At 70.0% G+C, this 19,808-nt stretch carries 19 protein-coding genes and 3 tRNA genes; 9 read left to right on the forward strand and 13 right to left on the reverse strand.

Annotated elements, in window-relative coordinates:
• The first annotated feature begins 14 nt into the window (after positions 1-14).
• Positions 15-524, forward strand: coding sequence for a SigE family RNA polymerase sigma factor (locus ABD209_RS13760; protein WP_344067385.1), 510 nt, complete (start codon positions 15-17; stop codon positions 522-524).
• Positions 521-1,282 (forward strand): hypothetical protein, encoded by a 762-nt coding sequence (locus ABD209_RS13765; protein WP_344067386.1) that lies wholly within the window; start codon positions 521-523, stop codon positions 1,280-1,282. Before ABD209_RS13760 ends, ABD209_RS13765 begins: the two co-directional genes overlap by 4 nt.
• A gap of 260 nt (positions 1,283-1,542) precedes the next feature.
• Here the strand turns inward: ABD209_RS13765 and ABD209_RS13770 are convergent, their stop codons facing one another.
• The 4 genes from ABD209_RS13770 to ABD209_RS13785 are packed head-to-tail and all read right to left on the reverse strand — an operon-like array spanning position 1,543 to position 5,678.
• On the reverse strand, positions 1,543-2,640 hold the full coding sequence (locus ABD209_RS13770; RefSeq protein ID WP_344067502.1) for a glycosyltransferase: 1,098 nt from the start codon (positions 2,638-2,640) through the stop codon (positions 1,543-1,545).
• A gap of 5 nt (positions 2,641-2,645) precedes the next feature.
• Complete coding sequence (locus ABD209_RS13775; protein ID WP_324387448.1) at positions 2,646-3,536, reverse strand: ABC transporter ATP-binding protein; 891 nt, start codon at positions 3,534-3,536, stop codon at positions 2,646-2,648.
• On the reverse strand, positions 3,523-4,419 hold the full coding sequence (locus tag ABD209_RS13780; RefSeq protein ID WP_344067388.1) for an ABC transporter permease: 897 nt from the start codon (positions 4,417-4,419) through the stop codon (positions 3,523-3,525). The genes ABD209_RS13775 and ABD209_RS13780 overlap by 14 nt, the downstream gene beginning before the upstream one ends.
• Positions 4,416-5,678, reverse strand: a complete 1,263-nt coding sequence (locus tag ABD209_RS13785; protein WP_344067389.1) for a nucleotide sugar dehydrogenase — start codon at positions 5,676-5,678, stop codon at positions 4,416-4,418. Before ABD209_RS13785 ends, ABD209_RS13780 begins: the two co-directional genes overlap by 4 nt.
• Before the next feature lie 157 nt (positions 5,679-5,835).
• Between ABD209_RS13785 and ABD209_RS13790 the strand changes: the two genes are divergently transcribed.
• The 5 genes from ABD209_RS13790 (at position 5,836) to ABD209_RS13810 (ending at position 11,690) form a co-directional block, all read left to right on the forward strand.
• Complete coding sequence (locus ABD209_RS13790) at positions 5,836-7,047, forward strand: glycosyltransferase (protein WP_344067390.1); 1,212 nt, start codon at positions 5,836-5,838, stop codon at positions 7,045-7,047.
• On the forward strand, positions 7,047-7,634 hold the full coding sequence (locus tag ABD209_RS13795) for a hypothetical protein (protein ID WP_344067391.1): 588 nt from the start codon (positions 7,047-7,049) through the stop codon (positions 7,632-7,634). The genes ABD209_RS13790 and ABD209_RS13795 overlap by 1 nt, the downstream gene beginning before the upstream one ends.
• Before the next feature lie 81 nt (positions 7,635-7,715).
• Positions 7,716-9,656, forward strand: coding sequence for a glucosyl-3-phosphoglycerate synthase (locus ABD209_RS13800; protein WP_344067392.1), 1,941 nt, complete (start codon positions 7,716-7,718; stop codon positions 9,654-9,656).
• Positions 9,657-9,772: 116 nt separating this feature from the next.
• Positions 9,773-10,426 carry a class III extradiol ring-cleavage dioxygenase family protein gene (locus tag ABD209_RS13805; RefSeq protein ID WP_344067393.1) on the forward strand — a complete coding sequence of 218 codons (654 nt, stop codon included), beginning with the start codon at positions 9,773-9,775 and terminating at the stop codon, positions 10,424-10,426.
• Positions 10,427-10,469: 43 nt separating this feature from the next.
• The gene (locus ABD209_RS13810; protein ID WP_344067394.1) at positions 10,470-11,690 is read left to right on the forward strand and encodes a globin domain-containing protein; all 1,221 of its coding nucleotides are present in this window, start codon (positions 10,470-10,472) and stop codon (positions 11,688-11,690) included.
• Positions 11,691-11,791: 101 nt separating this feature from the next.
• Here ABD209_RS13810 and ABD209_RS13815 read toward each other — a convergent pair whose 3' ends face one another.
• Both ABD209_RS13815 and ABD209_RS13820 read right to left on the reverse strand, forming a co-directional pair.
• Entirely contained in the window at positions 11,792-12,496 is a 705-nt protein-coding gene (locus tag ABD209_RS13815; RefSeq protein WP_344067395.1) for a hypothetical protein, read from the reverse strand.
• Positions 12,493-13,068 (reverse strand): RNA polymerase sigma factor, encoded by a 576-nt coding sequence (locus ABD209_RS13820; RefSeq protein ID WP_344067396.1) that lies wholly within the window; start codon positions 13,066-13,068, stop codon positions 12,493-12,495. The genes ABD209_RS13815 and ABD209_RS13820 overlap by 4 nt, the downstream gene beginning before the upstream one ends.
• 159 nt (positions 13,069-13,227) lie before the next feature.
• Between ABD209_RS13820 and ABD209_RS19860 the strand changes: the two genes are divergently transcribed.
• Together ABD209_RS19860 and ABD209_RS13825 are read left to right on the forward strand one after the other, a co-directional pair.
• Complete coding sequence (locus ABD209_RS19860) at positions 13,228-13,470, forward strand: FitA-like ribbon-helix-helix domain-containing protein (protein WP_425564678.1); 243 nt, start codon at positions 13,228-13,230, stop codon at positions 13,468-13,470.
• A gap of 4 nt (positions 13,471-13,474) precedes the next feature.
• Positions 13,475-13,894, forward strand: coding sequence for a type II toxin-antitoxin system VapC family toxin (locus ABD209_RS13825; protein ID WP_344067397.1), 420 nt, complete (start codon positions 13,475-13,477; stop codon positions 13,892-13,894).
• 509 nt (positions 13,895-14,403) lie between these two features.
• Here ABD209_RS13825 and ABD209_RS13830 read toward each other — a convergent pair.
• From ABD209_RS13830 to ABD209_RS13860, 7 genes are all read right to left on the reverse strand, one after another.
• Positions 14,404-14,480: transfer RNA gene (locus ABD209_RS13830), tRNA-Phe, on the reverse strand.
• 54 nt (positions 14,481-14,534) lie between these two features.
• Positions 14,535-16,556: a SulP family inorganic anion transporter gene (locus ABD209_RS13835; RefSeq protein ID WP_344067398.1), complete on the reverse strand. Its 2,022-nt coding sequence runs from the start codon at positions 16,554-16,556 to the stop codon at positions 14,535-14,537.
• A gap of 146 nt (positions 16,557-16,702) precedes the next feature.
• A tRNA-Asp gene (locus tag ABD209_RS13840) sits at positions 16,703-16,776 on the reverse strand.
• Between the two features lie 21 nt (positions 16,777-16,797).
• Positions 16,798-16,870: transfer RNA gene (locus ABD209_RS13845), tRNA-Glu, on the reverse strand.
• Between the two features lie 131 nt (positions 16,871-17,001).
• Positions 17,002-17,826, reverse strand: a complete 825-nt coding sequence (locus ABD209_RS13850; protein WP_344067399.1) for an alpha/beta hydrolase fold domain-containing protein — start codon at positions 17,824-17,826, stop codon at positions 17,002-17,004.
• A 74-nt stretch (positions 17,827-17,900) separates the two neighbouring features.
• Complete coding sequence (locus ABD209_RS13855) at positions 17,901-18,953, reverse strand: PHP domain-containing protein (protein WP_344067400.1); 1,053 nt, start codon at positions 18,951-18,953, stop codon at positions 17,901-17,903.
• 11 nt (positions 18,954-18,964) lie between these two features.
• On the reverse strand, positions 18,965-19,792 hold the full coding sequence (locus tag ABD209_RS13860) for an SDR family NAD(P)-dependent oxidoreductase (RefSeq protein ID WP_344067401.1): 828 nt from the start codon (positions 19,790-19,792) through the stop codon (positions 18,965-18,967).
• Positions 19,793-19,808 lie beyond the last annotated feature (16 nt).

Raw genomic sequence — 19,808 nt, forward strand, 5'->3', positions numbered from 1 at the left:
AAAGGGAGGTGGGCATGGCGCGAGCGCAGGACTTCGAGGGCTTCGTGCAGAGCCGGTATGCCGCGCTCGCCCGCACCGCCGTCCTGCTCGCCGGCACGCGCGCAGACGGCGAGGACCTGCTGCAAGAAGCCCTGATCCGCACCTATCTCGCCTGGCCCAAGGTCCGTGAGTCCGCCGCCGCCGACGCCTATGTGCGCACCACCATGGTCCGGCTGCTCCTGCGCGACCGGAAGCGCCGCTGGTCCGGGGAGATCCCGCATGGGGAACTCCCCGAGGCGGCCGTGACCAGCGATTTGGTCACCGCGCCCGCGATCCGCGCCGCCCTGCAGTCGCTGCCCACCGACCAGCGCGCCGCCATCGTGCTGCGCTTCTATGCCGAGCAGACCGAGGCCCAGATCGCCGACACGCTCGGCTGTGCCCCCGGCACCGTGAAGTCCCGCGTCTCCCGTGGCCTGGACGCCTTGCGCAGGAGCGGGCTGCTGCTGGACGACCCCCAACCCGCCACTCCAGGGAGGACGCCATGAGCACCGTTCGTGAGTTGCTCGAGCAGGCCGTCGAGGACGACGAGTTCGTGCCTCCCGGCCCGAGCCTGTATGCCGTGGCCGCCCGCCGCCGTCGCCGCGCGCTGGGTGCCCGCATCGCCGGTGGTGGGGCCGTCGCCACGCTCGTCGCCGGCGGGGTAGGGCTGGCCGGCGCGGGGATGATGCCCTTCTTCGGGGGCTCGACCACGATGGCCGCGGCAAGCGGTTCCGGCTCCACCGGCTCGATGCCCGAGCTGCCGGCCTGCGTGCAAGCCCAGTTGCGCACCATGAATACGAATGTCAAGCGTTACGGCCAGTCCGCGGTGGTCGTGGACATCCCGTCGACAAAGGTGCCGCTCGTCGACGGGATCAGCGCGGGCACGGGGTGGGATGGTGTGCGGACCGTGCAGGTCCTGCGGCCGAATCCAGGGATGACCCCGCCGACGACCTTCAAGCTGTGGGATGGCGTGACCCCGGATACCGACCTGGCGCCGGGCCGGCACCTGGTGACGGTCTTCCTCGACGCCAGCCCCAAGGTCCCGGGCGGCACCTATGGCGAGCCGGTGTGGGGCTTCAACGTGACCAACTTCCCCGTCTCAGGGGACAGTGTGGTGGTGACCTGCGCAAATGGCACCCAGGTCGCCCTCAAGCTCGACCTCGCAGCCACGACCTGGCTCGCCCCCGACGCCCCGATCGATCCGCCGCCCACCGTCCCCGCCGGCGGGTCGACGCCCTGGTTGCCAGGCGCGTCACCCGCCTGAGCTACGGAACGACCTGGGCCGTGGCCCCCGAAATGTGCGCGAGGACGATCCCCATCTCGACCACTTCCTGCCACCACGTCGGATGCGGGGACCAGATCAGCCAGGGTGCGGCGACCGCTGCACCAAAGAGTCCCTAGGCGATGTGATCGGTGCCTGGAGTGGACCGTGGCTCGTACGCCAATCCGTCGAACCCCAGGTGTCGAACTCGGCAGCCCAGGCCCGGGTCACGTCGTACTCGGGCATGGTGCTGATTTCACGGGTCAGGGCAGGAAGCCGCGCAACGTCGCCGTGAACTCCGGGCCCGCCGTGTTCCAGTCGTATGCCGTTCGCGCCGCCGCGTGGCCCGCCGCGCGATACGCGCGGGCCCGGTCGGGATCGTCACGGAGGAGCAGGATCGCCTCGGCGGCAGCCGCGGCGTCACCGAAGGGCACGACCACGCCGGCGCCCGCCGATTCCACGAGCTCGACGGCGACGGGCAAGGGCGTGGTGATCACCGGGACCCCGTGCGCCATGTACTCGATGATCTTGGTCGGCCGCGAATGCCGGTAGTTGGGCAGGTCCTGCAGCAGCGAGAGCCCCGCCAGGGCGCCGGGCAACGACGCCAGGGCCTGATCGCTCGGGACGAAACCGTGCCAGACCAGCTCACCGGCGTCGTTCGCCGCCGTCAGCACGTCGGTGGCGGCGGCATCCTTTGAGCCGCCGATGATCTCCAGCCGGCACGCCCCGTCGGTGCGCTCGCGCAGGATCCGCCCCACAGCGGCCATCTCGGCGGCCCCGCGGGCCATGGTCACGGTGCCGAGGTAGACCACCCGGTCGCGCCCGGGCTCGGGCACCGACTCGGGCACTCGAACCGTGTTGGGCACCACCGGATGCCGTCTGCGGAAGCGCTCTTGGTAGGCGTATTCGGCGAGCAGGAGCCGGTGCTGTCGCTCGGCGAGGCGCTCGGCGCCGCGCCACACCCGGCCGGCCGCCCAGCGGGCCGGCTTGGGCAGCCACTCCTTGACGATGAGGGCGGCCGACGGGTCCTCGTGGACGTCCCAGACCAGATTGGGCAGCCGCAGGCCGGCGAGGGCCGCGACGAGTTCGGGGTCGTGGACGAGCACCAGATCGTGCTCCTGGCCTTCCCGCTTGACCAAGGCCCGCGCCGCCCGCGCGGCGGCGGCCCGGTCGCGCCCGACCGCGCGGGGGAGGTCAAGCGTCCGCATGCCCGCGAGGATCGGAGCGGGGCGTTCGTAGCCGCGGAAGGGCGCGGCATACGTGACCTGCCAGCCGTCGGCGAGGAGCACCGGGATCTGGCGATGCCGGATCCGGGAGTCCTCGGGATCGTGGACGACCGTCACCACGAGGACGCTCGGCATCGTGGTCACGCGTCCTTGGGGGCCGGCGGGATGGTGGGGCTCGGGGCGGACGGCGGGGTCTTGGGCTTGGCCGGTGGCTTCTTCTTCGGCAAGGTGGCCTCGTAGGCCGCGACGACCTCCTCGGCCGGGCCGTCGGCGAGCAGGACGCCCTTTTCCATCCAGAGCGCGCGGTTGCACAGGTCGCGGACCGTGGCGTTCGAGTGCGAGACCAGGAAGACGGTCGACGCCTGTTCGCGGATCTCGGCGACCCGCGCGGCGCTGCGCTCCTTGAAGTCGGCGTCGCCCGTGGCCAGGGCCTCGTCGATCATCAAGATGTCCGGGGCGGCGGCTGTGGAGATGGCGAAGCGGAGGCGGGCCGCCTGCCCCGAGGAATAGGTCTGCATCGGCCGGTGCACGGCTTCGCCGATGCCCGAGAACTCCACGATGTCCTCGAAGCGGGCGCGCACTTGCGCGCGGCTGAGCCCGAGGGCCTGCCCACCGACATAGATGTTGCGTTCGCCGGTGAGTTTGCTCATCAAGACGGCGTTGACGCCGAGGAGGGAGGGCTCGCCGCTGATCCAGATCTGTCCCTTGGTCGGGGGGATCAGGCCGGCAATGGCGCGCAATAGGGTCGATTTGCCGGAGCCATTGCGGCCGATGATGCCGATCGACTCGCCGTGATAGGCCACGAAGGAGACGTCCTTGACCGCCTCCACGGTCTGCATGGTGGCCAGGTCGCGGCCGCGCCGGAAGAGCCCACGAAAGAGCGACTCGTCGTCCTCCTCGACGCTTGCGACCGCCTTCTTCGCGCCCTGCACGCGATAGGTGACGTCGACGCCGCTGACGATCACCGACGGCCGACGCTCGCTGGCCGCCGCGCTCGCGGAGTCGGTGCCGGGGGGCTCAGGCGCGGCCATACTTCGCCTCGTCCCGCCAAAAGAGCCATAGGCCGGCGACCAGGAGCCCGACGGCCCACAGGCCGGCAGCCGCCCAGAACGGCCACACGATCGGGAACTCCGTCATCAGGCTCTGCCGCACGAGAGTGATGGGCAGGGCGAACGGCTGCAGGTTGAGGACGTCGCGGACGGTCTCATGGTGGCGCGCGTAGTGGTCGATGCTGAAGAAGACCCCGGAGAGATAGCGCAGCAACCGGATGGCGACCGGGATGAGATTGCCGATGTCACGGGAGATGTTGAGCAGGCGGGCGCCCATCAGGACCAGGCCGGCCATCATGGCGATCTGCAGGGCGAAAGCGACCGGCAGGAGCAGCCACTTCAGCCCCACCGGCTCGTGGGTGACGAGCATCAGCACGATGAGAACGGCCATCGCCGGGAGCGTGCGGATCGCCTCGGACAGCGTCACGGATAAGGGGAGCAGGGCGCGCGGGAAGCGCAGGGCCCGGACCAGCCCGAGATTGCCGACGATCGCTTTGGTGCCCTTGGTGATCGCGGCCGAGCTGAAGCCGAAGACGACCACGCCGATGGACAGGAAGCCGATGAAGTTCTGCACGCCGCGCTTGGTGTCCAGCAGCAGGCCAAAGATCAGGAAATAGCTGACCACCAACAGCAGCGGGTTGAGCAGCGTCCAGATGACGCCGAGGCGGTCCTCGGAGTTCTTCTCTGCGGCGTCGGCGCTGGCCAGGGTCCACAGAAAGGAGCGGCGACGCCACAGGTTACGGACATAGGTGCCGAACGGCGGCCGACCGCCCAGCGCTTCGAGGCCGTGGGCCTTGGCCAGGGCGGCGGCCTGTTCGGCGCTCAGGGCCGGCGGGAGGGGAGTCCCGCCGGGCGCCGACGTCACAGCCGGCTGACCTTCTCGCCCTCGGCAGCGACGCCGCGGGTGTCGAAGAAGCGGTTCGCCGTCGCCGCGAGCGCATCGACGTCATACTCGCGGTGATTCTGGATGAGGATCACCAGGTCGGCTGCAGCGACGGCACCGGCGAGGTCCTCGACGCGCTGCGCGCGATCGCCCAGGGCGCGCCAGTCGGTCACGTGCGGGTCGTGGTACTGCACCACGGCACCCTTATCGGCCATCTGCTTGGCGAGTGGCACTGCGGGCGACTCCCGCTGATCGGCGATATTGGGCTTATAGGTCACGCCGAGCAGTAGCACGGTCGACCCGCGCAGCGGCTTCGCGTCCTCGTTGAGGATGTTCTGCGCCCGCTGCACGACGTATGCCGGCATGGTCGCGTTGATCTCCTGCGCCAGCTCCACGAAGCGGAAGGGATAGCCGAGGCGGGCCCGGACGTTGTGGGAGAGGTAGTTGGGGTCGATCGGGATGCAGTGCCCGCCGACGCCCGGGCCGGGGTAGAACGCCTGAAAGCCGAAGGGCTTGGTCTTGGCCGCGTCGATGACATCCCACAGATCGATGCCGAGGTCGTGGCAGAAGCGCGCCATCTCGTTGACGAGGGCGATGTTGATGTGCCGGTAGGTGTTCTCGAGAAGCTTGGCGGTCTCGGCCTCGCGGGTGCCCTTGGCGCGCACGACGGTGTCGACGAACTGGCCGTAGAACGCCGCGGCCGCGTCGCCGCAGGCCGGGGTCTGGCCACCGACGACCTTGGGGGTGTTCTTGGCGCCGAACTTCTCGTTGCCCGGGTCGATCCGCTCGGGGGAGAAGGCGAGGTGGAAGTCGGTGCCGGCGACCAGGCCGGTCTCCTCCAGGATCGGGCGCACGACCTCGTCGGTGGTGCCGGGATAGGTCGTCGACTCGAGGATGACGAGCATCCCCTTCTGGAGGTTGTCGCGGATCGTCGTGACGGCCGAGACGACCGGGCCCAGGTCCGGGCCGCCGTCCTCGGACAGGGGCGTCGGCACGCAGATAACGATGGTCTTGGCGTCGCGAAGCCGGCTGGCGTCAGCGGTGGCCTCGAAGCCGGCCGCGGTCATCTCGGCGATGTCGGCGTCGGAGAGGTCATCGACATGGGAGCGGCCGGCGTTCAGGCCGTCGACCACGCGCTGGCCGATGTCGAAGCCAAGAACCTTCAGGCCGACCCGGGAGGCCTCCTGCGCCAGTGGCAGGCCGACATAGCCCAAACCGACGATCGCGACGTCAACGGACATACGTAAGTGCTCCTCGAGGCTGAAACGGCCGGTCGTCGGGTGTGATTGGGGGAGTCGTCAGCAACAACGCATGCGGCCCTGAGAGCCCGCACAAACCCGCAACATACTAGCTCAGCTCCCCAGCGCGGCATTGCCGCCGTGACATGATCGGGCCACCATGTCGACGCCCGACTTTCCGCTGCCCGACACCATCGCCGGCGTGCCTGGTGACTCCGGCCGGCCCGCGCCCCGCACGCGGGTGTTGTTGATGTCCAGCAATGGCGCTGGCATGGGGCACCTGACCCGCCTGCTGGCCTATGCGCAGCACCTGCCCCCGCACATCGAGCCCTATGTGCTCTCGTTGTCGCAGGCGGTGCCCGTGGTCGCGGGATTTGGCTATCGCTACGAATACTTGCCCTCCGCGGGTGCGCTCGGGATGACGTCGGCCCTATGGCAGCCGCTCTTCGCCGAACGCCTAGCCGAGGCCGTCGGACGGATCGCGCCCGCGCTGGTGGTCTTCGACGGCACGCATCCCTATCGCGGGATCGATCAGGCCCGGGCCGCACACCCGGACGTGCGGTGGGTGTGGTCGCGTCGCGGGATGTGGAAGACCGGCCGCAACAGCGATCAACTGGCCAAGTCGGCGTGGTTCGACGAGGTGATCGAGCCCGGGGACCTGGCCGCCGAAGCGGACCGGGGGGCGTCGGCGAGCGCGCCCGCCTTCCGTGTGGGCCCGGTGACCCTGGTCGACGGGGCCGAACTGGTCACGCGGGCGGAGGCTCGGGCGGCGCTCGGGCTGCCTGCCGACGGCCGGATCGGTTTGGTGTCGCTCGGCGCCGGGAATATCAACGACACCACCGGCGAGGTCGGTGGGGCGTCCGCGGCGCTGCGGGCCAACGACTGCGCGGTGGCGGTGACCGACGTCGCGATCGCGGAGAGCGCGCATACGGCCGATGTGCATCTGGTGCGGGCCTATCCGCTCGCGCGGTTTTACCGCGCTTTCGATGTGGTGATCTCGGCGGCCGGCTACAACTCCTTCCACGAGTTGTTGCGGCTGGGCGTGCCGGCCCTCTTTGTGCCCAACACCGAGACCTCGCTCGACGATCAGGTCGCGAGAGCGACGTATGCCGGGGAGCGCGGCTGGGCGCGCACGCTCGCGTCGGCCGCCGGTCCCGACGCATCCGAGGCGGTGCGCCTGATGCTGGCCCACGGTGCGGACATGGCGGGCTCGGCCGCCGCATCCGACCCGGGCAATGGGGCTCCCGCCGCAGCGGCGCGGTTGATGGCCGTGCTGTCCGAGGCGAGTCGCCCGCCCGATTTGGGCCCCTCGGACGCGATCGACGACGTCGTGGCCGGCGCGGGTGTCGACCCGGGCGAAGGGCGGGCGTGATGCGCGGGCGGACGAGCGACGGCAAACCCCGCTGGTTGGTCCGTGCGGCGCAGACCGTGCGGTCCTCCCCCCGGCTCAGTTCTGTGGGCAATCGCGCTGTCGACGGGGTCCAGGGCAACCGGACGCTGGTCGATGTCGCGACTCGGCTGTTCGCTTTCGCCGGCGGGGTGCCCGTGATCTTCCTCAAGGGTGGGCGCGGCGTCGAGGGGGTCGAGCACTCCGAGCGGTTGCCCGTCGTGCTCATCGATGCCGTGGCAACACCGGCCGAGGCGATTCCGGGCCTGCTGGCCGACGTCGCCGACCTGCAGGAGGCCACGCGAGGATTCCGGCCATTGCTGCTGCTGGACGTTCCGGCGTTCCGCGAGGCGCGGGCATACGGCTATCCGATGGAACTGCTTGTGCCCCAAGCAGATTGGGCCTTCGACTCGGACTGGGAGGACTACTACGCCGGGCGGCTGGCGATGATCGCCACGCGCTACCGGACGTGGGCCACTGTCCGGGTGATCGACGGCCAGATCGAGCCGCTCGGCCGCCGCCTCCTGACGGGCCTGGCCACCTATCGCCCGTGGGACGCCGCCTTCCTCTGACGCGCGCCCTGGTCCACATGAGCTCGGTGGGTCAGGGCACCGGAAACCGCACACCCGTATGCCGCCCGTAGAGTGACGCGCGTGACCACCCCCCGGCCGCGCATCTGGCGAACCGACGACTGGGCGCTCGACGACCTGGTGGCCGCCAAAGCGTCGACCCGCGTGTCCGTCGTCATCCCCGCCCGCGACGAGCAGGACAGCGTCGCGGCCGTGGTGACCGGGATCGCCGGCGCCTGGTGCGGCCCTGGTGGCCTCGTCGACGAGATCGTCGTCATCGACAGCGACTCGCTCGACGCGACCGCCGAGCGCGCGCGAGCCGCAGGCGCAAAAGTCTTCTCGGCCAAGGATATTCGGCCCGAGTCTGGCCCGGCCGAGGGCAAGGGCGAGGCACTGTGGAAGGCCGCGCAGGTCGCGCGGGGTGACCTGCTGGTCTTCGTGGATGCCGACCTGGTCGAGTGGGGAGCGCACTTCGTTCCGGGCCTGGTGGGGCCACTGCTGACCGACCCGGGCGTGCATCTGGTCAAGGCTGTCTATGACCGCCCGATGCTCGGTGCCGACGGGCACGAGGCGGAGCCGGGGGGCCGGGTCACCGAGCTTGTCGCCCGCCCGCTGCTCGCCTTGCACTGGCCCGATCTCGCGCACATCGTGCAACCCCTCGCCGGGGAATGGGCGATCCGGCGGCGCACCTTCGCCGGGCTATCGGTGCCGATGGGATACGGCGTGGAGATCGCCGCTCTCATTGATGTCGCCGAAGGCTTCGGGGCGCACTCGATCGCGCAGGTCGACCTGGGCCGGCGCACCCACCGCAACCGGCGGCACGACACGCTCGGCCCCATGGCGCTGCAGGTGCTGGCGGCTGCGGAGGTGCGGCTCGGCAGCCGCGAGGTGGCGCGGGAGCCGGCGCGGGTGGAGTTGCGGCAGTTCGACCTGGTGGCCGGCGGATTCGTGCCGCGTTCGCGCTTCCCGGTGGTGGGTGAGCGGCCGCCGATCGAGCCCGGCGCTGCCTCCCGGGCGCCGTCGGTTTTGGCCGGCTCGGAGCAGCCCCGCGACGTGCCGCGCTCCGGCGTCGCCGCGCTCGTTCGCGCGGACGCGGGCAAGGACGCAACCCTCGCCCCCGTCAACCGTGTGGCTTCCGCCGCACGATCTGAGGGCGCCGGGACGCGGCTGCGGTTGGGGCGGCATACGTATGACGCGGACGCACGGCTAGTGATGGCGATCGTCAACCGGACGCCGGATTCGTTCTACGACAAGGGATTGACGTGGGCGACGGACGCGGCCAAAGACCGGGTCGTGCAGGTCGTCGAGCAGGGCGCAGACATCGTGGACATCGGCGGGATCAAGGCTGCACCGGGGCACGAGATCGACGCGACCGAGGAGAAGCGGCGGGTCGTGGACTTCGTCGCCTGGGTGCGCGGGGAGTTCCCCGATCTGGTGATCAGTGTCGACACCTGGCGCTCGGAGGTCGCGCGCGCCGTGTGTGCGGTTGGCGCGGACCTGATCAACGACGCCTGGGGTGGCTACGACCCCCTGCTGCCTGAGGTGGCCGCCGAGTTCGGGTCGGCGCTCGTCTGCACGCACACCGGCGGGGTCACTCCGCGCACCCGGCCGTTCCGGATCGAGTATGACGACGTGGTCGCCGACATCGTCGAATCCCTTCTCACGCAGGCAAATCGGGCCGTGACCATGGGCGTCGACGTGGAGCGGATCATCATCGATCCGGCGCACGACTTCGGCAAGAACACCTGGCATTCCCTGGCCGCGACCCGGCAGCTGGACCGGTTGGTCGCCACGGGGTGGCCGGTGCTCGTCTCGCTGTCCAACAAGGACTTCGTGGGGGAAACCCTGAACAAGCCCGTCGGCGAGCGGCTGATCGGCACCCTTGCGACCACGGCGATCTCGGGCTGGCTCGGCGCGCAGATCTATCGCGTGCACGAGGTGCCCGAGACGCGCCAGGTGCTCAACATGGTGAGCACCATTGCGGGGCAACGGCTTCCGTCGATCACGACCAGGGGCCTGCAATGAGTTCGGCGGCCGACGGCGGGGCCGGAGCGAAGGCCACCGGGCCGGTTGCGGACGCCCAAGGGGTTGGCCCCGCTCGGCCGGATGACCGGACTCGGCCGGTTGTGCCATGCGCGGTCGTGGCGCTGGTCGTCCCGTCCTCGCCAATGCAGTTGCCGGACTATGTCGGGCTCCAGGACCCCTTCGGTGCGATCCGGGAGCGGTGCGTGCGCGCACTCGCCGAAGTACTTCACGAGCGGCACGCCGACCGGGTCGCCATCGTCACCACCGCCGACCCCGCCGCCGGTCACACCCGTGAGCCGCTCGGCGTCCGCATCGGTCGCGAGCTGCTGGCCCGCGCGGGCTGGACGGGCGACGTCACGCCCGTCGCGGTGCCGATCGACGCGGATGGGGCGGCGATCGCGGAGGTCGTGCGCGGCATACGGGGATGGGGCGACGGCATCCTCCTGCTGGTCGTCGCCGACGGGAGCGCCAAACGCACCGAGAAGGCGCCCGGGCACTTCGACGACCGGGCAGCCGCCGTTGATGCCGACGTGCTGCGGGCGCTCGCGGAAGGCGATACGGCGGCCCTCGCCGAGCTGGATCCGAGGCTGTGCCAAGAGCTTTGGCTCACCGGCCGGGCGGCATTTGCCGTCCTCGCGGGCGTGTTCAGTGATGTCCCAGCGGATTCGAGCCTGCTTTGGTCGGGCGACCCGTATGGCGTGCAATACGTCCTGGCCCGCTGGCAGGCTTCCACTCCCGCACCGGATGACGGACAGGCTTCTGCCCGATAGCGTTTGAGGTGACAGACCCGTCACCAGGGAAGGGGATCCCGCAGTGCAGTTGTCGCCCACCTCCGAAGCCATCGTCGCCGCCACGGCCGGCGTCGTCGCCGAACACGCCGAGGACATCACTCGAGCGTTCTATCCCGATATGTTCGCCGCGCACCCCGAGTTGATGCGCGTCTTCAACAAGGCCAATCAGGCCATCGGTGAGCAACCCAAGGCGCTCGCCGCGTCCGTCGTGGCGTATGCCGTGAATCTCATCGACCCGCTAGCCCCGGACTTCACCCCCGTGCTGAATCGCATTGCGCACAAGCACGTTTCGCTCGGCATCTCGGCGCAGGAATACACCATCGTCGGCCGCCACCTGATGAAGGCGGTCGGGACCGTGCTCGGCGATGCCGTCACCCCTGAGGTTGCTGCCGCGTGGGACGAGGTCTATTGGCTGTTCGGGTGCGCCTTGATTGCGGAGGAGGCCAAGCTCTATGCGCTCGGTGGGACCGACCCGGCAAACCCGTGGCGCAAGTATCGCGTCGTCGAGCGTGAGGAGGAGAGCGACGAGATCTTCTCGCTGCTCCTCGCGCCGGTCTCGGGAGACTCGCCCACGCACCGGACCGGGCAGTATGTCGCGCTCGGCGTCGACCTGCCCGGCGGCGAGCGCCAGCCGCGGCAATACACGATCTCCTCGGGTCCGCGCGGCGACACCCTCCGCGTGACGGTCAAGCGCGTCCGCGGGGTGGACGGTGCGCCGGATGGACAGGTGTCGAACTGGTTGGGGGACAACGCCAAACCGGGCACCGTTTTGGATGTGTCGCAGCCGTGCGGCGATGTCGTGCTGGAGGACACCGACGACCCGGTTGTGCTCGTGAGCGCGGGCATCGGGATCACTCCGGTGGCCGCCATCTTGGAGGATCTGTCGCGTCGCCAGCCGGACCGGACGGTGCGGCTCTTCCACGCCGACCATTCGCACGACACGCACACCCTCTATCCGGCGCTGCGCCGCCAGGTGTTGGCGATGGGCGATGCGCGGGCGCAGAACTGGTACGAAGTCGGCGCCGACGATGCCCCGACCCTGCACCCCGCCAAGGCGGGCTTGATGGACTTGTCGAGCGTGGACATCCCGGACAACCCGGTGGTGTTCATGTGCGGCCCGCTGCCGTTTATGAACGCGGCGCGGAAGGCGCTCCTTGCCAAGGGCGTTGCTCCCGAGCGGATCCACTACGAGGTCTTCGGGCCGGACCTGTGGGCGCAGAACCCGGACAACGCCACCGACTGAGCGGCCCCCCGGCAGATTCGAGTGGTGGCGACACGCCGTGCGCACTCGTGCGCCGTCGGCGGGTCGCCGACTCTCGACGTGCCTGCCCCGGCCGCGGGGCGTCAGCCGGTCGGGTTGGGGAGACCGGACACCGAAGTGGCTCCCGAGGTCGGCCCGGCGGGCGGCCGGGACAGGTCGACCTGGGCTGCCGGCGCGGCATACGGAACTTCGACGCAGTCGCCGACCGGGCCGCTCGCGATGCCGACGCGCATCGCCCAGGTGCCATCGGCCGGCCACATCGACTCCAGCACCAGGGTCTGACCCGACCCGACCGCGTCCTTGGGGACGCTGATCGACTGCCCACCTGTCGAACTCGACGTTGCGGACATCAACACGCGCCCGGGGGAGGATCCCGAGGGACGTGGGGCATCGGCATACCGGCCATCGGCGCACTCCTTGCCCTGCGGCGGGAAGGTGACATCGGCCGGGATGCCGGCATCGGCCAGGGCACGCTCCAACGCATCTGCACCCTCGAGCCGGCTCACCGTGACCGTTACCTCGCCGTCGGGTCCTGTTGTCACGGCGAAGGCCGGCGTCGACCCGAGAGGGCTGAGCAGATAGCCGCCGGCGACGGCGACCGCCGCCGCGGCTGCCGCGGCAACCCGCGCTGCGGGGTGGCGCCACACCGGCCGGCCTGGCGGCGGGGACGCTGCCGCGGACCGGTCGCCGGCCAGGGCATCGGGTGCCTCGATGAGTCCGCGCAACTCACGCAGCAGGGCCTGCTCGAACGTGTCGAGGGGGGCGTCGTCACGGATGGTCGTGGTCATGCGGTCACCTCCAGGAGTTGGGCCAGCACGGGCGCCGTGCCGGGCGTCAGTTTGCGGCGTGCGCGGTGCAACCGCACGCGCGCGGTGACGGGTTTGATGTTCAGGACCGCGGCGACGTCCGCCAGGGTGAGCCCGTCGAGGGCGATGAGTTCGACGACGGCGCGCTCGGCGTCCGGCATGCGTGCCATCGCGGCATACAGCTCGCGCGCGGCGCGCTCGGCGTCCAGACGCTCCTCGACCCGGGCGAGGGAGTCCGCATCGAGCAGGGCTCGCCCGCTGACGCGCCCGACCAGTCGCAGATCGCGGATCGCCCGCCGCTGGTGGTCGATGACCGTATGCCGTGCGATCCCGTAGGTCCATGCCAGCACCGACCCGCGCTCGGGGCGATACTGGCCGGCCTGGGCGAGTACCTCCACGAAGACGTCCGCCGTCAGATCGGCTGCCACATGGGGATCGCCGACCCGGCGGGCGACGAAGCGCTCGATCTCGCGCACATGGGCGCGGTAGAACGTCTCGAACGCCTCCGGATCGGTCCCGAGCGTGCTCAGGTCCCCGGGTTGCTCTCGTCTCATGCCCCTCCTACGCAACGGGTCGGCCGGGTGTTACGCGATTGGGTCCAGTCTTCCCGAGCTGCTGGCTTCGCGCCGCTGCTGACGAGGCGCCCTCGCCTCGCCCCTCCGTACGACTAGCGGGATAGCGGAAGTGATATCGTCGCTATCATCCAGGGGAAGGTGGGACACACGGCGCAGTTGCTTGTCCGCGACCTCGATGACGCCGTTAAACGGCGCCTTCAGGAGCGCGCGCGCGATCACGGAGTCTCCATGGAGGCAGAAGCGCGGGCGATTATCACGCGAGCGGTGGGCAGGGAGGGGTCGCGCTTCGAGCGCCTTCGCTCGGCAGTCGAGGCTTGTGGTGGTGTCGAACTCGATATCCCGGCCCGATCCGACCTGCAGCGCTTGATCGACTTGGAGTGAGCAGGTGGTTCTGGTCCTGGACACCAATGTCATCTCGGAGTTGATCCGCCTGGCACCGAACATCGCCGTCCAGGAGTGGATGCGCAGGAATGGTGAGGTGACCGCCTTGACGACGATTACTCGTGCCGAGCTTCGCTTTGGGGTGGGTCGGATGCCCCGTGGGGCGCGTCGGCAACAGGTGGCAGCCGCGGTGGATGCGGTGCTGGCCGAGTTCGAGGTCGACACCCTGCCCTTTGATCGCAGAGCCGCGGATCGGTACGGCGAGCTGGCAGCCCACCAGGAACGGTCTGGAGCGCCAAAACCCATGGCCGACACCATGATTGCGGCAATCTGCTTGGCCAACGGATGCGGCCTGGTTACCCGCAATACTGCCGATTTCGATGACGCCGGGCTCGTCGCGCTGATCAACCCGTTCGGCGAGTAGCGCGCAGTCAGCCGCGGCGCCGCTCGAAGGGTTTTTGCGACCCAGGCGGCATACGCGGGTGAGGCGGCGGTGACGGTCACGACGACGATTTCGCTTTTCACGGCTCGCACTGTGCCTGCTTACCAGCGGGTAGGTGAGTCAAAGCGGGCGCAATACCGCCCACTCTGACGCACCTACTGCTCGGTAGCCGGGCCAGCGCGCCGCCTGCGCGGGTCCTCGACCTCGCCGCGCGCCAGATGCATCAACGGTGGCGGAGAGCTCCGGCGAGCGCGGGGATGGTGAGCGCTTCCGTGGATGAGGTCCGCGTCGGCGAGGTCGTTCTCGCGTGGGAGCAATAGCCGGTTTACAGCAACAATCGTTCAGTCGACGGATGGCCGCTCCACCAGCACGCACTCAGCCCACTCTCGTTCGGCTCGTCTGGCTTCGCACCGGCTGGCGGGCCGGCACGAAAAAACCCCCTGAAAACGACAAAACCGCAGGTCAGAAGCGTCTGGCCCGCGGTTTTGTCGTGGTGGCTAGGGACGGGGTCGAACCGTCGACCTTCCGATTTTCAGTCGGATGCTCGTACCAACTGAGCTACCTAGCCGAAGGCGTTTGCTGCTTGGGCAAACACAATGCCGGATCGCTCCGGCCCGCAGAACTATACCGTATGCCGTTCGCCCGCCTGCTCCTGCGGCTCGCCGTCGGCAACCACCGGGGACGGATGAGGTGGATTGGCGGCCGCCCACTCGACATACGCCTCCTCGGCCACGGGGAGCGTCGGGAAGAGCATGTCCTCACCGATCAGGTCGACGACACCTGCGCGGCGCAGCGGCTCGTAGAGATCCTGCTTCAGCCGCACCAGGCCCAGGTGCACGCCCTGGGCGCGCAGATCGGCATACAGCTCCTTGAGGCCGTCGCAGGCGGTGACATCGACCTCGGTGTTGGCCTCGACATTGAGCAGGAACCACCGCGGCGGGGCGTCGGGATAGCCCGCGAACTCCTTGTCGACCACCCGTTGAGCGCGTCGCTGGAGGTCCCCGGCATTGGCGAAGAAGAGCGGCGCCTCATAGCGATAGATGATCAGCCCGGGCAGCGTCTCCGCATCCGGGTAGTCGGCCGTGTCGTGCATGCCGGCCAGGCCGGGCACCCGCCCGAGGACGGCGTCGTGGGGGCGGGCCAAGCGCTGGGCCATCTCCAGCAGCGAGATCGCGATGGCGACGCCGACGCCGGCGAGCAGGCCGAGCCAGATCGTCCCGACGAGGGTGACGCCGGCGAGGAAGACCTCGCGCTTGCGAAACTGCCACATGCGGCGGGCCTCGCCGACCTTGACGAGTTTGGTGGCGGCGTAGACGACGACCGCGCCGAGGGCGGCCTGCGGCAACTGCTGCATGAGTGGTCCCGCGATGAAGAGGATCAACACCACGCAGACAGCGGCGACCAGCGAGTAGACCTGGCTGCGTGCCCGGCTGGCCAGTGCCAAGGCGGTGCGTGAGCCCGAGGACGAGACGGGGAAGCCGCCGACCAGGCCCGACATCAGGTGCACGCCGCCGAGGGCGACGAGTTCGACCTGTGGGTCCACCGCTCGTTCGCTGGGGCGTTCGCCGGGGACTTCGGGCGAGGGGAAGGCGCGGGCAGCGAGCATATTGTCGCTGTAGGCCAGGACGGCGACGCCGAGCGCGGGGAGCATCAACGCCTGCAGCTCGCCGAGGCTGACCGCCGGCAACTGGGGGACGGGCAGGCCGCGCGGGATGTGCCCGACGACGGTCACGCCCCGGTCGCCGAGGTGCATGGTGACCGAGGTCACGGTGGCCGCGATGACGGCGATCAGCGCCGCCGGCCAACTGGGCCGCACCCAGTGGATCAGGAAGATGAAGGCGAGGGTGGCCAAGCCGACATACACGGTGGTCAGGTGGGCGTCCTGGGCCTGGGTGATGAACGAGCGGACTTGCTCGACGATGCTCGCGTTGCCGCTGACATGGGTGCCGGAGAGCTTGCCGAGCTGCCCGACGACCATCAGCACGGCGGCACCGGCGAGATAGCCGATCAGCAGCGGTTGGGAGAGCAGATCGGCCATCACACCGAGCCGCAGCGCCCGGGCGACGAAGCACCAGCCGGCGACGAGCAGCGTCAGGGCCGCGGTCAGCGCCAGAACCCGGGACGGGTCGGTGCTCACCTGGGCGACGGCGGTTCCGGCCAGCAGAGCGATTGTCGACTCGGGCCCGACCGAGAGCACGCGCGAGCTGCCCATCGCGGCATACACGACCAGTGAGACGAGCGCGGTGTAGAGCCCGATCACCGGCGGCACGCCGACGATCGCGGCGTACGCCATGACCTGCGGGATCAGGTAGGCCGCGACGGCCAGCCCCGCGATGACGTCCGGTCGCAGCCACGAGCGGTGGTAGTGCTTGGTCAGGTAGTGCAGGCCCGGGGTGGCCTTCTGCAGGGCAACGAGAGCCCAGTGCGTGCGGGTGGGATTGAGGTCGTAGTCGATCGCGTGGTGGCGCGGCAGGCCTTCCTCGGTGGCGGGCAGGGGAGCGGATGACTCGGCCGCGATGCGCCCATAGGGCACGACGCGGCCGGCGCCCAGCGCGCGGGCGATACGCGGGGAGCGGCCGGCGCCTTCGGGCGTGGACGCGTCGCGCAGGCGGCGGGACGCGCGCTTGCCGCTGTGGTCGCTCATCCGCGGACAGACCTCTCGGTATTCACCGGTCGTTCACCAGTTGTTCACCTGGGATTGTACGAAGGTGCCCGATGTGCCGTCGACGCGCGGGGCGGAAACGGGAACGGGCGGCGTCTGCGATGTGCAGACGCCGCCCGTTCCACCGGCGACCCCGACGGGGCTCGAACCCGCGACCTCCGCCGTGACAGGGCGGCGCGCTAACCAACTGCGCTACGGGGCCTTGGATAAAGCAAGGCACGCGTATCCCCAACGGGATTCGAACCCGTGCTGCCGCCGTGAAAGGGCGGAGTCCTGGGCCGCTAGACGATGGGGACCCGGTCTTCGTCGGATCCCCGGTTCGCCAGGCGAGACCGGCACGAATCCGTCGAGGACGTCGAGAAGCATAAAGGTCCGCAGCGCCGAACACAAAACTCATTGACCGGTGGGCCCGTTTGCGGTGGGCGGCTCAGGTCAGCTGGCTGGTCAGGAAGGCGATTGCGTGATCCCACTGGGGCTCGATCGCGGCGCCGAGGAAGACGTGCTCGGCACCGGGGACGACGACCAGCTCGCACGTCGCGCCGGCGGCATCGGCCGCCTGTTTGAGACGGACGGCCTGATCAAGTGGGGCCATTGTGTCGCGGTCGCCGTGCATGACCAGCAGCGGCGGCGAGTCGGGGCGCAGGTAGGTGACGGGGGAGCAGCGGCGGGCGAGCTCGGCGCGGTGGTCCGGGTCGGCATCCGGCCAGAGCAAGGCCTGCAGGTCGGGGAGCACCGTCAGGTCGGACGCGCCATACCAATAGACGATGGCCCGGACGTCGGTGCGCTCGCCGGCGACGCCGGCCTCGCCCAGCAGCCACGGGTCCCGTATGCCCGCGCTCCCGGCCAGTCCGGCGAGTGTCACCAGGTGCGCACCGGCCGAGTCGCCCCAGACGCCGATGCGGTCGGTGTCGAGGCGAAGTTGGGTCGCGTAGTGGCGCAGGTAGCGGACGGCGGCCGTCAGGTCGTGGACGGGTGCTGGGAGCGCGGCCTCGGCCGTGAGGCGGTAGTCCGGCGTGGCGACGGCCAGCCCGGCGCCGAGCAGGCGCTCAAACATCCGCTGCTGGCCCCACTGCAAGGGGGTGTGGCGTCTATCGCCGGTGGCCCACCCGCCGCCGTGGACCCACAGGACGACCGGGGCGTGGGCCACGCCGAGGGGCACATGGACGTCCATGACCAGCGGCCGGTAGCCGTCGATCAGGGCATAGCTGAGGCCGCTCCAGCTCTGCGCGCCGTCGACGGGCCGCTGGGTCATCGGTGGGAAGTGGGTGATCGGCGGCCACGGCCCGTCCTCCACAGGTGGCCGGAGGTCTCGCAGGTCCATGAGGATCACGCACCTCGGGCCCAGGCGCTGAGGCGGTCGACGTCCCAGGTGGTGATGATCCGGTCGGGGTCGAGGCCGAGGCGCTCGGCGCGTTCGCAGCCATACGCCTTCATGTCCAGCTGACCGGGGGCGTGGGCGTCGGAGTCGATCGAGAACAAGCAGCCGATCTCGGCGGCCATGCGGATCAACTCGTCCGGGGGATCGCAGCGCTCGGGACGGGAGTTGATCTCTACGGCGGTGTGGTGTTCGGCGCAGGCCTCGAAGACCGCCCGCGCGTCGAAGTCGCTCTGCGGGCGGGTGCCCCGGCTGCCCGTGACCAGCCGGCCGGTGCAGTGTCCGAGCACGTTCACGCGCGGATTACTCACGGCCGTGACCATGCGTTTGGTCATCGGCAGGCGGTTCATCTTCAGCTTCGAGTGCACGCTGGCGACGACCAGGTCGAGCTTGTCGAGCATGCGCGGGGTCTGATCGAGCGAGCCGTCGTCGAGGATGTCGACCTCGATGCCCTTGAGAAGGCTGAATACTCCGCCGAGCGAGTCGGTGATCGCGTCGACGATAGCGATCTGCTTGGTCAGGCGCTCGACCGAGAGGCCGTTGGCCACGCGCAGCTGGGGGGAGTGATCGGTCAGGACCAGCCAGTCGTGCCCGGTCTCGACCGCACTGAGCACCATCTCCTCGATCGGGCTACCGCCGTCCGACCAGTTCGAGTGGCTGTGGCAATCGCCGGCGAGCGCGGCATACACGCCCTCGCCACCCTCGACCAGCGGCCCGCCCGCGCTCTCCTGCAGGCTGGCGAGGTAGGTGGGCAGGGCCCCGTCCAGCGCCTCGGTGATCACGCCGGCGGTCGCCTTGCCGATCCCGGGCAGATCGGCGACGGTCCCGGCCGTATGCCGTGCCGCCAGCTCCCCCTTCGGCAGTGCCGCGATCGTGGCGGCCGCCTTGCGGAAGGCCTCGACGCGGTAGCTGCCGGCGCGGGTCCGTTCGAGAAGGAAGCCGATCCGGCGCAGGGCGTCGGCCGGCGCGATCGGGGCGGTCAGCGGAGTCACGAGGGCGACCATCGGTCCGTGCCTTAAGCGAACTGGCGCTTGGTGATCGCGTCCCAGACCCGGTCCCCACCGAGACGGCGGGCATGCACCAGCGCGCGGGCTGCGGCCGTGACGAGATAGCGCGAACGCGGGTGCTCGGCCTCGACCGCCTTGAGGATCACGCGGGCGACGGCTTCCGGGCCGGTCGAGAGCAGGCAGCTGTCATACGCGCCGGAGTTGACCTCACGGACCTTGGCGACCAGATCGGCATACGGGGAATCCTGTTGTCCTGCAGTCGGTTGCGAGGCGTTGATGGTCTCCTCGAAACTGGTGCGGATCGGGCCGGGCTCAATCAGCACGACGTCGATCCCGAAGTCGCGGACCTCCGCGCGCAGGGCGTCGGTCAGGCCTTCGACCGCGTACTTGGTCGCGTGGTAGTAGCCGCCGATCGGGAAGGCGATGCGCCCGCCCATCGAGCCGATGTTGACGATCAAGCCGTCGCCGGCGGCCCGCATGCCGGGCAGCACGAGCTGGGTCAGACGGGCCAGGCCGAAGACATTGGTCTCGAACATCCGGCGCACGGCGTCCAGGTCGGCCTCTTCGACCGGGGCGTACTCGCCATACCCGGCGTTGTTGATCACCGTCCCGACGCGCCCGTGCTCGGCGACGATTGCCGCGACAGCCACCTGCATCGACTCCTCGCTGGTGACATCGAGGGCGAGGGTGCGTGCGCCGGCCGCCGCGAGCTCGACCAGGGTCTCGGGGCGGCGAGCCGTGGCATACACGGTGTAGCCGGCCTTGAGCAGCAGGTCGGCGCTTGCGCGTCCGATGCCGGTCGAGCAGCCGGTGATGAGGATCGGGTTGCGGGTCACCCGCCCAGTCTCACCC

It is taken from the genome of Nostocoides vanveenii, assembly GCF_039531165.1.
Lineage (GTDB): Bacteria > Actinomycetota > Actinomycetes > Actinomycetales > Dermatophilaceae > Nostocoides_A > Nostocoides_A vanveenii.